This window comes from Marinobacter sp. F3R08 (genome assembly GCF_018860425.1).
GTDB lineage: Bacteria > Pseudomonadota > Gammaproteobacteria > Pseudomonadales > Oleiphilaceae > Marinobacter.
In genome coordinates this window covers 1,216,684-1,229,672 of record NZ_JAHKPI010000014.1, presented here as the reverse complement: position 1 = coordinate 1,229,672, position 12,989 = coordinate 1,216,684, and the positions used below count along the sequence as shown (strand labels likewise).

The 12,989-nt window shown below is 56.5% G+C and carries 12 protein-coding genes; 10 read left to right on the top strand and 2 right to left on the bottom strand.

Annotation, left to right across the window (positions count from 1 at the left end):
* Positions 1-236: 236 nt before the first annotated feature.
* Together KO499_RS08735 and KO499_RS08730 are read left to right on the top strand one after the other, a co-directional pair.
* Positions 237-1,232: a GlxA family transcriptional regulator gene (locus KO499_RS08735; RefSeq protein WP_215983307.1), complete on the top strand. Its 996-nt coding sequence runs from the start codon at positions 237-239 to the stop codon at positions 1,230-1,232.
* 109 nt (positions 1,233-1,341) lie between these two features.
* Positions 1,342-1,506, top strand: a complete 165-nt coding sequence (locus KO499_RS08730; protein WP_215983306.1) for a hypothetical protein — start codon at positions 1,342-1,344, stop codon at positions 1,504-1,506.
* A 15-nt stretch (positions 1,507-1,521) separates the two neighbouring features.
* Here KO499_RS08730 and KO499_RS08725 read toward each other — a convergent pair whose 3' ends face one another.
* Both KO499_RS08725 and KO499_RS08720 read right to left on the bottom strand, forming a co-directional pair.
* A complete protein-coding gene (locus KO499_RS08725) occupies positions 1,522-2,544 on the bottom strand; it encodes a CNNM domain-containing protein (protein ID WP_215983305.1) in 1,023 nt (340 codons plus the stop codon).
* On the bottom strand, positions 2,541-4,595 hold the full coding sequence (locus KO499_RS08720) for an NADPH-dependent 2,4-dienoyl-CoA reductase (RefSeq protein WP_215983304.1): 2,055 nt from the start codon (positions 4,593-4,595) through the stop codon (positions 2,541-2,543). The genes KO499_RS08725 and KO499_RS08720 overlap by 4 nt, the downstream gene beginning before the upstream one ends.
* A 353-nt stretch (positions 4,596-4,948) precedes the next feature.
* On the opposite strand from KO499_RS08720, the gene KO499_RS08715 reads away from it, so the two are divergent.
* From KO499_RS08715 to KO499_RS08680, 8 genes are all read left to right on the top strand, one after another.
* Positions 4,949-7,750 carry a monovalent cation/H+ antiporter subunit A gene (locus KO499_RS08715; protein ID WP_215983303.1) on the top strand — a complete coding sequence of 934 codons (2,802 nt, stop codon included), beginning with the start codon at positions 4,949-4,951 and terminating at the stop codon, positions 7,748-7,750.
* Entirely contained in the window at positions 7,750-8,118 is a 369-nt protein-coding gene (locus KO499_RS08710) for a Na+/H+ antiporter subunit C (RefSeq protein WP_215983302.1), read from the top strand. Before KO499_RS08715 ends, KO499_RS08710 begins: the two co-directional genes overlap by 1 nt.
* The gene (locus tag KO499_RS08705) at positions 8,115-9,629 is read left to right on the top strand and encodes a monovalent cation/H+ antiporter subunit D (RefSeq protein ID WP_215983301.1); all 1,515 of its coding nucleotides are present in this window, start codon (positions 8,115-8,117) and stop codon (positions 9,627-9,629) included. The genes KO499_RS08710 and KO499_RS08705 overlap by 4 nt, the downstream gene beginning before the upstream one ends.
* Positions 9,629-10,117, top strand: coding sequence for a Na+/H+ antiporter subunit E (locus KO499_RS08700; protein WP_215983300.1), 489 nt, complete (start codon positions 9,629-9,631; stop codon positions 10,115-10,117). Before KO499_RS08705 ends, KO499_RS08700 begins: the two co-directional genes overlap by 1 nt.
* On the top strand, positions 10,114-10,383 hold the full coding sequence (locus KO499_RS08695) for a K+/H+ antiporter subunit F (RefSeq protein ID WP_215983299.1): 270 nt from the start codon (positions 10,114-10,116) through the stop codon (positions 10,381-10,383). Before KO499_RS08700 ends, KO499_RS08695 begins: the two co-directional genes overlap by 4 nt.
* A 39-nt stretch (positions 10,384-10,422) precedes the next feature.
* Positions 10,423-10,755, top strand: coding sequence for a Na+/H+ antiporter subunit G (locus KO499_RS08690; protein ID WP_215983298.1), 333 nt, complete (start codon positions 10,423-10,425; stop codon positions 10,753-10,755).
* A gap of 96 nt (positions 10,756-10,851) precedes the next feature.
* A complete protein-coding gene (locus KO499_RS08685; RefSeq protein ID WP_215983297.1) occupies positions 10,852-11,133 on the top strand; it encodes a pyrimidine/purine nucleoside phosphorylase in 282 nt (93 codons plus the stop codon).
* A 170-nt stretch (positions 11,134-11,303) separates the two neighbouring features.
* The gene (locus KO499_RS08680) at positions 11,304-12,947 is read left to right on the top strand and encodes a fatty acid--CoA ligase (protein ID WP_215983296.1); all 1,644 of its coding nucleotides are present in this window, start codon (positions 11,304-11,306) and stop codon (positions 12,945-12,947) included.
* The last annotated feature ends 42 nt before the right edge of the window (positions 12,948-12,989 follow it).

Genomic DNA, 12,989 nt, shown 5'->3' with positions numbered 1-12,989 from the left:
CGACAGCCTCTCACAACTGGTTTTTTCTGGGAACCGGCGTTTATGACATAATTATGGCCATTATTGCCACCATTTGATTGTGCTTCGGTTTATTCAGTGCCGGCCGGCCGGCTATGGGATGGGGACGTCTGACCGGGACACGCCGTTAATACATCCATGTAGGCTTGACTGCAGCATCCATGCTGCAGTCAGTCCCGGTCAGACGTCCCCATCCCAAAGCTTACTTTGGAGTTGGTATGAGAACAGTTTCTGTTATCGGATTTGACGGGGCACTTGCCAGTGCTATTACCGGCATTATTGACCTTTTCCGGCTTGCCGGGGTTACCTGGTCGCGGATTAACGATGAAACGCCGAGCCCTCAGTTTACAACCCGGCTTCTGACAAAAGACGGCGCATCCTGCCGCTGTATCAACGGGCTGACCATTCAGTCAGACGGAGCGTGGAATGAGCTGCATCCGGATGGCGACGGCAGCGACCTGGTGGTTATCCCCACTATTGGTGGTCCGATCGATAGGGTTCTGGCCGGAAATTCGGAGCTTATCGACTGGCTCAGTTCCTTCCAGTGTTCAGACGCCGGGCAGGTTCGGGTTGCCAGCAATTGTACCGGTGCGTTTATGCTCGCCGAGGCGGGGCTGCTGGATGGTCGTCAGGCGACGACGCATTGGGGCTTCAGTCACCAGTTCCGCCAACGCTTTCCAGCGGTGGACCTGCAACCGGACAAACTGGTGACGGTGGACGGTGATATTGCCTGTGCCGGAGGAGGCATGGCCTGGTGGGACCTGGGAATTTATCTGGTGGAGCAGTATGCCGGAGCGCAGGTGGCACGAGAGCTGGCCAAGGCCTTCGTGATTGATGTGGGCCGGACCAGTCAGGCGCCCTACAGCGCCTTACAAGCACGACGTTACCACTCCGATACGGCCATCCTGAAATTACAGGACTGGCTCGACAGCCATTACAGCGAGCCTGCGACTCTTCAGCGTCTGGCCTCACTGAGCGGGCTAACCGAACGTTCTCTGATTCGCCGATTCAAAGCGGCAACCGGCGATACGCCTACCGGCTATCTGCAGCTTTTGCGGATCGAGGTTGCCCGTCAGCATCTGGAAAAGTCGCGCTTACCTATTGATGAAATCACCCGCCTGGTGGGTTACGAGGACGTCAGTTCCTTTACCCGCCTGTTCCGAAAACACACCGGACTATCGCCTGGAGCCTATCGATCACGCTTTGTAAGGTAATGTTCAGGCCCACCTACTGGCCCAGGTTATGCATCGTCTTCACATCAAGGCCACTGTTTGGTCTGAAACGTAAAGAATACGGACAGGTGTCACTATGGGGAGGTCCACCATGAACGCACCGACAAGACAAAACCATGCAGCCATTCTGAGCAAGCTGTACGACATGAAGCGCAAGCAAATAGCGCATGCATCGGAAAAAGGAAATAGCCTTAGATGTCAGGTACTTGAAGCAGAGGCAGAGGCCATCTCCAACGCCTTGAAAGCGGCCCGTTAAGCAATAACCAACACGCTATCCCGAGCCATATTTTTTCACTCGACGGCTCCATCGCTGCTTCGCATACCGGCGAAGGTTAGAGACATTGTCGGTTTCATCCATGATTTCGGTGCCCAAAAGTGTCTCCAATATGTCCTCCAGCGTCACTATTCCCAACCAGGTACCCAGTTCGTCATAGACCACGGCCAGGTGCTGCCGCTCTCTCAGCATGTCAGAAAACAGAAATTCGATATTGATATTGCCCTTCACCCGCTTGATTTTCCGCATGTGCTCCAGCAGGTCGACATCGCTATCAAGGCTGATCAGGTCAGCCCGATGCAGATAGCCGAGGGCTTCGCCGTCTTCATCTATTACCGGGTAGCGGGAAAACGGTGATCTCTTGACCTGCTCCCGGAACTGATCGACGGTGACCTCCGGATCAACGTATTTGCATACCGTCCTTGGCGTCATCACGGAGCTCACCTTGATTTCATGAAAGCGCAGGACGTTCTGGATCATTCGTCGTTCGTCTTCGTCCAGCGCCTGCTGGTCTTTTCCGATCTCCGCCAGTGCATTGATCTCGGCCCTGATGTCCGTGTCAGCATCCCCGGACGCAATACGGCGGGTTACCTGTTTGGACAACCAGATAAACGGCAGCAGGGCCTTGATCATGAATCCCAGTACCGCCGGTAACCGGGGCGCAATGCTCCGCCAGTACTTGGCGCCGATGGTTTTGGGGATGATTTCGGAAAAGATCAGAATGGCCAGGGTCATCACCGCAGAAGCGATGCCGAGCCAGGCCTCACCAAAAACCACAGTCACCTGGGCACCCACACCGGTGGCGCCCACCGTGTGGGCAACAGTGTTCAGTGTCAGGATCGCAGACATTGGATCGTCCACATCGTCTTTCAGTTTGCGTAATCGGGCAAAAAGCTGCGGCCTCTCTTTCTTGAGGGAGGCGATGTAGCTCGGCGTTACCGAGAGCAGTGCCGCCTCAAGAATGGAGCATAAAAATGAGACGCCTATCGAGAGCACTGCGAAGGCAATGAGTAATGTCATAGTTTGGCTGCGACTTCCGTCCCTTGCCGGATAGCCCGTTTCGCGTCCAGTTCTTCGGCAACATCTGCACCACCGATCAGATGTGCGTTTACCCCAGAGGCCGACAACTCATCGAAAAGTTCCCTGAAGGGCTCCTGGCCGGCACAAATGACAACATTGTCTACCGGTAACACCCGGCTTTCAGTCACTTTGCCATCTTTATCCGTGACAGAAATATGCAGTCCTTCATCGTCAATCCGTTCATATCGGCAGCCCCTGAGCATCTCGACGTCACGGTGTTTCAGGCTGTTACGGTGCACCCAGCCTGAAGTCTTGCCCAGACCGCCACCCACCTTGCCGGTCTTTCTTTGCATTAGATATATCTTGCGAGGTGACGGTGTCGGCTGGCGCTCGGCCAGGCCCCCGGGGCCTTCAAAATCCGGGTTAACCCCCCACTCCGCCTGCCAGTCAGAAACACTGACCTGCTCTCCTTCCGGTTGATGGCCGAAGTCATGGGTCAGAAACTCACTGACATCGAAGCCGATACCACCGGCACCTATGACCGCCACGGTATCACCGACCGGTTTGTTGTGACGAAGCACGTCCAGATAGCCGAGCACTTTTGGATGGTTGATACCATCAATGCCCGGGGTTCTTGGCTTCACACCCGTGGCGATAATCACATCGTCAAACCCTTGCCCTGCCAGTGTGCCGGCATCAACTCGGGTGCCGAGCTTCAGCTCAATTTCAAGCAATTCGATCTGGCGCTGGTAATAGCGCAGGGTTTCGTAGAATTCTTCCTTGCCCGGAATGCGCTTGGCGTAATTGAACTGTCCGCCAATCTGATCATCTGCGTCGAACAGCGTCACCTTGTGGCCCCGTTTCGCCGCGGTTGTCGCCGCCGCCAGTCCGGCAGGCCCCGCCCCGACCACGGCAACCCTGCGAGCAACCGGTGCCACCGTCAAAACCAGCTCGGTTTCGTGACAGGCTCGGGGGTTAACCAGGCACGAGGCCCGCCGGGCCTGAAAGGCATGGTCCAGGCAAGCCTGGTTACAGGCAATGCAGGTGTTGATCTCATCACTGCGCCCCTGCTCTGCCTTGCGGACAAACTCACTGTCAGCCAACAGTGGCCGGGCCATGGAGATCATATCCGCCTTACCTGCAGCGAGAATCTCCTCGCCTTTCTCCGGGGTGTTGATGCGGTTGGTGGTGCACACCGGGATACCCACTTCCCCGTAGAACTTGGCCGTGACATCTGCGAAGCCACCACGAGGCACAGAGGTGACAATGGTGGGAACCCTCGCTTCGTGCCAGCCGATACCGGTATTGATGATGGTGGCACCAGCCTGTTCGATGGCCTTGCCGAGAGTCACGATCTGATCCCAGGTCTGGCCGCCCTCAACCAGATCAAGCATCGATAAACGGTAGATGATGATGAAATCCGGCCCGACCGCTTCGCGCATACGCCGGACAATTTCCACTGGCAGGCGCATGCGATTCTCATAGGGCCCGCCCCATTTGTCGGTTCTCTTGTTGGTGCGTTCGCACAAGAACTGGTTAATGAAATAGCCCTCAGACCCCATCACTTCAACGCCGTCATAGCCGGCGAACTGTGCGAGTTTGGCCGCCTTGACGAAGTCGTTGATCTGCCGCTCAACTCCTTTGGAGGAGAGCGCGCGGGCCTTGAAGGGGCTGATCGGAGCTTTGGTTGCCGACGCCGAGACAATCAATGGCTGGTAGCCATAGCGCCCTGCGTGCAGAATCTGCATACAGATCTTGCCCCCCGCCTCATGCACCGCTCCGGTCACATGTCGATGCATCAGTGCCGTGGCCCGGTTGTTCATGGTTGAAGCAAGCGGCGCCAGCTGGCCCACCAGATTGGGAGAAAATCCGCCCGTCACCATGAGGCCCACACCACCTTCGGCGCGCTCGGCGAAATAGCGGGCGAACTTATGTATGTTCCAGAACCGGTCTTCGAGGCCCGTGTGCATGGACCCCATCAGCACCCGGTTTTTCAGTTCGGTAAAACCAAGATCGAGAGGTTGCAAAAGGTTAGGATAGATATCGCTCATGGGACACTCTCATGAAATATTTATCGCGAGTATACACCCGATCAATGGCAAGTTGACTTGACCTTCCAGACGGGCCACGTATCATCGAATTCCAAGTTTGACTGACGGAGCAACCATGACCGCAAGGTCCTTCGGCTGCATGATTATTACCCGCCCACCTGTTACCGCTGACATCGCGCGGCACCGGGGTCGTCTCCCGTACTTCCCGGACCCGCCTGCTTTCTGCTGATCCACCCCACTTGCCATGCCCTACAGGCAGTAACGCTCATAGTGCAGGGTGGCAGGCCGGAAACTAGACTCAGGCAAACATGCCTTCAATACTCACGTAAAAGAAAACCAATAACGAGGTTGCGATGTCGCTACCGCTGGTTGTTTTACTGCCTTTTTTGGGTGCCATGGCCGCACCCCTGTTCGCCCAGGGCGGCAGAACGGCAATCGCCGTTGCATCTTCTGTCCCCGCACTGATTGCTCTTGCAGCGCTATTTCCTCATTGGGAAACACTTGCCAATGGCGATGTGGTGCTGCACAGCTACGAATGGCTACCCGCCCTGGGCCTCTCTTTGAGCTTCAGGCTGGATGGCCTCTCTCTGCTGTTCGCCCTGCTGATCCTGATTATCGGACTGCTGATCATTCTCTACGCCCGCTACTACCTGAAGGCTCACGAGAACGTCGGCAAGTTCTACGCCCTGCTCCTGTGTTTCAAGGGCTCCATGCTGGGTATCGTTCTCTCCAGCAACCTGCTCCTGATGATGATCTTCTGGGAACTGACCAGTCTGACGTCCTTCCTGCTGATCAGTTTCTGGACCCACAAACAGGATGCCCGACGCGGTGCCCGGATGGCCCTGGCTGTGACCGGTGGTGGTGGCCTGGCGTTACTTGCCGGCATACTGATCATCGGAAACATAGTTGGCAGTTTTGAGCTCGACGATGTACTGGCTGCAGGCGAGCAGATCAAGGCCCATGCCATGTACCCGATTGCCCTGACGCTCGTTCTGCTCGGCGCATTCACCAAATCGGCCCAGTTCCCGTTCCATTTCTGGCTACCCCACGCCATGCAGGCACCGACCCCGGTTTCGGCATACCTGCACTCGGCGACCATGGTCAAGGCCGGCATCTTTCTTATGGCGCGGCTTTATCCGGCCCTGGCAGGCACCGAACAATGGTTCTACATGGTCAGCTTTACCGGCATGGCCACCCTGTTGATCGGCGCCTACGTCGCCATGTTCAAACATGATCTCAAAGGACTGCTGGCACACTCGACCGTGAGCCACCTGGGGCTGATCACCCTGTTGTTCGGCATGGGTACACAGCTGGCAGCGGTTGCCGCGGTTTTCCATGTGATCAACCATGCCACTTTCAAGGCATCCCTGTTTATGGCCGCCGGCATCATCGACCATGAAACCGGCACCCGGGATATGCGTCGCATCAACGGCTTGTGGCGCTACATGCCTCACACCGCAACCCTCGCTATGGTCGCGGCCTCATCCATGGCCGGTGTCCCTCTGCTGAACGGGTTCCTGAGCAAGGAGATGTTCTTCGCCGAGGCTCTGGAGCTGAACCTTCCCGGGTTCTGGGCGTGGCTGCCACCGATCGCCGCCACCCTTGCCGGGGTATTCGCGGTGGCCTACTCGGCCCGGTTTATTCACGACGTTTTCTTCAACGGCAAGCCGGTGGATCTTCCTATCTACCCGCCCCATGAGCCCCCGCGCTACATGAAGTTTCCGGTGGAGATCCTGGTTTTCGCCTGCATCATGGTGGGTCTGTTCCCCGCGGTTTCTGTCGGGCCACTGCTCTTCATGGCAGCCTCGGCAACACTTGGCGGTGACGTTCCCGATTACACCCTTGCCATTTATCATGGCTTCAACCTTCCATTGTTCATGAGTTTTGTGGCGTTTTTTGGCGGCTTACTCATGTACAGCCAACGCCAGCGCTTCTTCGATTTCCACGCCCGATTCAAGGAAATCGACGAAAAGGCGGTTTTCGAAGCGGTCGTCTTGCGCGTTGTCGATCTGGCAAACAGGTTTACCGCACGCGTCGAAAACGGCTCTCTGCAGCGATACGCCATGCTGCTGGTGCTAAGCGCGCTGGCTGTTGCGGCTTCCCCCCTTCTGAGTCTGGGTATCTATGTTGGCGAAAACGGGCTCAGCCCCGTGGACTGGCCAACCGCAATTGCAGCCGGTGTGCTGATCCTGTGTGCCCTTGCAACCGCAGCCATGCACCGACAGCGGTTTTATGCGCTGGTTCTGCTGAGCGTCGTGGGCCTGATCGTGGCACTCGCCTTCGCCCGCTTCTCGGCACCGGATCTGGCGATGACCCAGCTTTCCGTAGAAGTGGTGACCATTGTGTTGCTGATGCTGGCTCTCTTCTACATGCCTTCCTGGACGCCTATCGAAACACCAGCACGCCGGCGTTTCCGGGACATAAGCATTGCGGCAGCGGCAGGTGTTGGCATGACTCTGGTCACCCTGGCCATACTGACCCAGCCCTTCAGTTCCATCTCCGACTTCTTCCTGGAGAACAGCAAGCCGGGTGGCGGTGGCACCAATGTGGTCAATGTCATCCTGGTGGATTTCCGTGGTTTTGATACCCTCGGGGAAATCGCTGTTCTGGCGATTGCGGCTCTTGGCATTTACGCCATGCTCAAAAATACGGCCCTGACGCCTCCGCCCAGCGATGGTGAGGGACATGCCTGGACTCGCGACGCCTACCCTCTGATGTTGCGCCAGATCGCCCGCCCGATGCTGCCGTTGGCACTGATGGTGTCGGCATTCATTTTCCTGCGCGGGCACAACCTCCCGGGCGGCGGTTTCATAGCCGGCCTGATCACCTCGGTTGCCCTGATTCTCCAGTACATTGCCAGTGGCATGATCTGGACTCAGGACCGGATTCCATTCCGATATCACAACGTGATCGGTCTGGGGCTGTTGTTCGCAACTGTGGCGGGCGCCGGCAGCTTTGCCTTCGGATATCCGTTCCTGACTTCTACGTTCGACTACATTACCTGGCCGGTCGTAGGCAAGTTCGAGGTGGCATCTGCCCTGGTGTTTGATATGGGCGTCTATCTGACGGTCATCGGAGCCACCTTGCTTGCCCTGGTAAGTATTGGACGACTGTCTCCACACTCCGCAATCAAGAGCAAAAAGGAGGGCGCGTAATGGAGATTGTATTCGCACTGGTAATTGGCGCCCTGACGGCATCCGGCGTTTATCTTCTGCTACGGGCACGCACTTTCCCGGTCGTTGTTGGCCTGACCCTGCTGTCCTACGGCGTAAACCTGTTTCTGTTCTCGAGCGGACGCCTGGCAACCGGCCAGCAACCAGTCATCGGGACCGCCGCAAGCTATTCCGATCCGCTGCCCCAGGCTCTGGTATTGACAGCCATCGTGATTGGCTTCGCCATGACTGCTTTTGTTGTGGTGATGTCACTGCGCAACCTGGCAGATAACGATGATGACCATGTTGATGGCAAGCAACCCTACAAATCGCCTGCCCCGGAGCAGGAAGAGGAGGTAATCGGTAAATGAACCACTGGCTTACCGCTCCTGTTCTGATTCCCCTGCTCGGAGGTATTCTCCAGGCACTCATGGGCTACGCTCCCATCAGCCTGCGGCGAACACTGGCGCTGGCAACAACCGTTCTGATGCTGGTCTCTGCCATCGTGCTGCTGGTACTCGCAGACGATGGCAGTTACCGGATCTATGCGTTTGGTAACTGGCAACCGCCGTTCGGGATCGTTCTCGTCCTGGACCGCCTGGCCGCCCTGATGCTGATTTTGACAGCTGTTCTGGCGCTGTTCTGCCACATTTATGCCATCGGCGGTGCTGATGAGGGTAATCGGCAGTTCCACGCGTTGTTCCTGTTCCAGCTCATGGGACTGAACATTGCCTTCCTCACCGGTGACCTGTTTAACCTCTTTGTGGCCTTCGAGGTTCTGCTCATCGCCTCCTACGGTCTGCTCATGCATGGCGGAGGGACCATCCGAACCGTTCCGGGGCTGCACTATGTTGTGCTTAACCTGGTTGGCTCTGCCATATTCCTGATCAGCGTGGGCATGATTTACAGTGTCACCGGCACACTGAACATGGCCGATCTAGCCATCAAGATTCCGGAGGTTTCCGGTGAGAGTCTGAATATCGTCAAAGCCGGCGGTATGATGCTGCTGGTGGTTTTCGGTCTCAAAGCTGCCATTCTGCCTCTGTGCTTCTGGCTGCCCCGGGCCTATTCCAAGGCCACAGCTCCCGTCGCCGCGTTGTTCGCGGTCATGACCAAGGTCGGTATCTACGCTATTTTGCGGGTTTACCTGCTGGTGTTCGGGGACAATGCCGGCGAACTTGCCAATCTGGGCATGGACTGGTTGTTCCCGATTGCCCTGGCCACCCTGGCGATGGGGGTTATCGGTGCTCTGGGCTCCGGCAGTCTGAAAACACTGATCGCCTGGCAGGTCATTATTTCGGTAGGCACTTTGCTGGCCCCCATCTCACTCGGTTCCGAAGCAGGCCTGTCTGCGGCACTGTTCTATCTGCTGAGTACAACCTGGACCGTAGGCGGCCTGTTTCTTGTGTCGGAGATGGTGGCAAACCAGAGAGGCACGGCAACAGACCGCATCATCACCGCGCCCAAGATGCAGAGCAGGACGTTTCTCAGCGTTCTTTTCCTGATCGGAGCTGTTGCCGCTGCAGGGCTGCCTCCGCTGGGAGGCTTTTTCGGCAAGGTACTGATCCTGAAATCGGTGGAATCGGGGCCCGACATGGCGTGGCTGTGGTCAGTCCTGCTGATCGGCAGCTTCCTCACCGTTATCGCCTACAGTCGCGCAGGTAGCATTGTGTTCTGGCGGACCGTTGATGGCCACCTCGAAAAACCGGACCCGCTCAATGGCCGGATTTCCGTTGCCGCCGGCGCTCTGACCGCGCTGGCCGTCGTGATGGTTGTCCTGGCCGGACCGATCACACGCTACACCGATGCAACCGCGGCGCAACTGCACGACACCAGCGCCTATATCGACATTTTGCAGACGCCGATCGGGGAGGATGACTGATGCTTGATCGCCTGAGTTTTCCGCAACCCTGGTTAAGTCTGGTCCTGTTTACGACCTGGCAACTGCTGAGTGATGGGGTTTCTGGCGCCAGTATTGTTATGGGGATCGTACTGGCCTGGCTCATTCCGCAGTTGACCCAGGGTTTCTGGCCCGAGCGGCCGGCATTCGTAAAATCCTGGCGCCTGCCCGGTTATCTGGCGATCGTGCTCATGGACATTGTGGTCGCCAGCTTCTCGGTAGCCCGCCTGATCCTGAGCCCACGCCAGCCCAGGCCAATCTTCGTCTGCTACCCTCTCCAGCTTGAACACCCGCTGGCAATCTCGATTCTCGCCAGCACGATCTCGCTGACGCCGGGTACTGTCAGTGCGGATATCAGTGATGACAACAAGACATTACTGATCCATACCCTGGATGCCGACAGCGATCAGGAGATTATTGACGCCATTCACAAGCGCTACGAGAAGCCGTTAATGGAGATGTTCCAATGATCACCACTGCTCTCTACATCACCATTGCCATGGTTACCCTGGCCGCACTCCTGAACGTTTATCGGCTGATCAAGGGCCCGGATGCGCCAGACCGGGTACTGGCCCTGGATACGCTTTACATCAACGCCATTGCACTCATTATTCTGCTGGGCATCACTCTGGGCACCCGTATGTACCTGGAGGCAGCCCTGCTTATCGCGGTGATGGGGTTTGTGGGGACCGTTGCCATGGCCAAGTACCTTAAACGAGGCAGCGTCATTGAATAGAGCCTTCAACATCCGATCATTTGCAGGAGACAAATCACCATGAGCCCGATTGCGGAATATCTCATTTCTGCCCTGCTGCTGCTGGGTGGTGCCTTTACGCTCATAGGCGCCATCGGTCTTGCCAGGTTTCCGGACTTTTTCACCCGACTTCATGGCCCAACCAAGGCAACCACAGTAGGGGTTGGCGCTATCATGCTGAGCTCGGTGTTCTATTTCAGCGCGAGCGGTGCCGGCATTGGCATTTCGGAAATCCTGATCACTGTATTCCTGCTGATGACGGCCCCGGTAAGCGCCAACATCCTGGCCAAGGCAGCCATGCATATCGGCGTCAAACCGGTGGAGAATACCGAAGGCAAGCCGTGGGACCAGTGAATTCCGGTAAAGCCCCCTCCGATCCGAATTTTGTCATTGGACTTGAGGAATTTTGCCGTATAGTAGGCCCCCAAACTTGCTTCAGGAGCCCAGCACATGCTGAAGGTAAACGAATATTTTGACGGCCAGGCCAAATCCATTTCTTTCCAGACCTCCACTTTGCCAGCCACAGTGGGCGTCATCAGTCCGGGCGAATACGAATTCGGCACCAGCAAAAAAGAAACCATGACTGTGATCAGCGGTGCTTTGACGGTGCTTCTGCCAGGTATGGAAGAATGGATGACCTACGGTGCCGGTGAGAGCTTTGATGTTGCCGGGCAGGCCAGTTTCAAGGCGAAGACCGATATCGACACGGCTTACCTCTGTACCTACGAGTAACCCCCCCCGGTAAACCACAAATATGTTCGCAGAGCGGAACCGGCATTCACCTAAGCCACCGTTCGCTCTGCTTTTTTTCACTTTCTCCGGTTCCTGTTTCTCTAAATCTGTGTCAAATTTGTCCCTGTTTCTCACGATAACACCAACAATTGGGAAAGAGGACGCGAGCAATGGCACAGACCCGCATTTTACCCCCGGCCGATAACGCCTATCAGTACCCCTTGCTGATCAAACGACTCCTGCTCTCAGGGCCCCGGTACAATCCGGATCAGGAGATCGTCTATTCGAACCGAAGCAAATACACCTACACCGACCTGGTAGAACGCATCCATCGTCTGGCAAATGCCCTGACCGATGCCGGCGTCAAAGCGGGTGATACGGTTGCGGTAATGGACTGGGATACCCCTCGGTACCTGGAGTGTTTCTTCGCCATTCCGATGATTGGTGCCATTCTGCACACGGTCAATATCCGCTTGTCACCAGAGCAGATCGTCTACACCATGAACCACGCAGAGGACGATGTGGTACTGGTGCACGACGACTTCCTCCCGATCATTGAGGGCGTAAAAGACGATATCAAAACGGTCAAGACCTGGATCCAGCTGACCGACAGTGACACCGCACAGACAACCTCTGTTGACGCTATCGGTGAGTACGAGACCTTGCTGGCAAAGGCTGACAATCAGTTCGAGTTTCCGGACTTTGACGAAAACAGCGTGGCAACCACCTTCTACACCACCGGCACCACGGGCAACCCGAAAGGCGTTTACTTCACTCATCGCCAACTGGTCCTGCACACACTGGCAATGACTGGCACAGTGTCTTCATTCGATGAGATGCCATTAATGCGCTCCTCATCGGTGTACATGCCGGTGACCCCCATGTTTCATGTTCACGCCTGGGGCGTGCCCTATGCCGCCACCATGATGGGCATCAAACAGGTCTACCCCGGCCGTTATGAACCCGAGTTGCTGGTCGATCTGTTAAAAACCCACAAGGTGACCTTCTCTCACTGTGTACCAACCATTATGCAGATGATGCTGGCTACCGAGTCCATCAAGACGGCAGACCTGAGTAACTGGCACGTTCTGATCGGCGGCAGCGCATTGACCAAGGGTCTATGCGATGCCGGGGCGAAGCTCGGTATCAAGCTCTACACCGCCTATGGAATGTCTGAAACCTGCCCTCTGCTGAGTGCTTCCCATCTGAAGCCGGAAGATATGGAACTGCCTCTTGAGCAGCAGGCGGCCATGCGGGTGAAAACCGGAATTGCGACACCAATGGTTGAGCTGGAAATCGTAGATCCGGACGGCAACCCGGTTCCCCATGATGGTGAAGCCAAAGGTGAGGTTGTAGCCCGAGCTCCATGGTTGACCCAGGGTTATTTCAAAGAGCCCGAAAAGGGAGAGCAACTCTGGGAAGGCGGCTGGCTCCATACCGGAGACGTCGCGTCGATGGAACCTGATAACATCCTCACCATCAAAGACCGCATCAAGGATGTAATCAAGACGGGCGGTGAGTGGCTCTCGTCACTGGATCTCGAGAACCTTATCAGCCAGCATCCGGCCGTAGCCGGCGCCGCGGTTGTGGGTGTGCCCGACGAAAAATGGGGCGAACGCCCTCATGCACTGGTGACACTCAGGCCCGGCGAACAGGTTGATGTCGAGGACATCCAGAATCACCTGAAGCAATTCGTGGACAGCGGCGAGATCAATAAGTGGGCGATCCCCGAGCAGATTGATTTCGTGGAGGATATCCCGAAGACGAGTGTTGGCAAGATCAACAAGAAGCTGATTCGGGATCAGTTGCAGTAACGTTTTTCGAAGCAAAAACCGAGGGTCAGGTGAACTCGTTCA

Excerpts from the sequence above, each read along its gene's own strand:
- KO499_RS08695 (WP_215983299.1), top strand. The coding sequence starts at position 10,114 with ATGATCACCACTGCTCTCTACATCACCATTGCCATGGTTACCCTGGCC.
- KO499_RS08690 (WP_215983298.1), top strand. The coding sequence starts at position 10,423 with ATGAGCCCGATTGCGGAATATCTCATTTCTGCCCTGCTGCTGCTGGGT.
- KO499_RS08715 (WP_215983303.1), top strand. The coding sequence starts at position 4,949 with ATGTCGCTACCGCTGGTTGTTTTACTGCCTTTTTTGGGTGCCATGGCC.
- KO499_RS08700 (WP_215983300.1), top strand. The coding sequence starts at position 9,629 with ATGCTTGATCGCCTGAGTTTTCCGCAACCCTGGTTAAGTCTGGTCCTG.
- KO499_RS08685 (WP_215983297.1), top strand. The coding sequence starts at position 10,852 with ATGCTGAAGGTAAACGAATATTTTGACGGCCAGGCCAAATCCATTTCT.
- KO499_RS08680 (WP_215983296.1), top strand. The coding sequence starts at position 11,304 with ATGGCACAGACCCGCATTTTACCCCCGGCCGATAACGCCTATCAGTAC.
- KO499_RS08725 (WP_215983305.1), bottom strand. The coding sequence starts at position 2,544 with ATGACATTACTCATTGCCTTCGCAGTGCTCTCGATAGGCGTCTCATTT.
- KO499_RS08730 (WP_215983306.1), top strand. The coding sequence starts at position 1,342 with ATGAACGCACCGACAAGACAAAACCATGCAGCCATTCTGAGCAAGCTG.
- KO499_RS08720 (WP_215983304.1), bottom strand. The coding sequence starts at position 4,595 with ATGAGCGATATCTATCCTAACCTTTTGCAACCTCTCGATCTTGGTTTT.
- KO499_RS08705 (WP_215983301.1), top strand. The coding sequence starts at position 8,115 with ATGAACCACTGGCTTACCGCTCCTGTTCTGATTCCCCTGCTCGGAGGT.
- KO499_RS08735 (WP_215983307.1), top strand. The coding sequence starts at position 237 with ATGAGAACAGTTTCTGTTATCGGATTTGACGGGGCACTTGCCAGTGCT.
- KO499_RS08710 (WP_215983302.1), top strand. The coding sequence starts at position 7,750 with ATGGAGATTGTATTCGCACTGGTAATTGGCGCCCTGACGGCATCCGGC.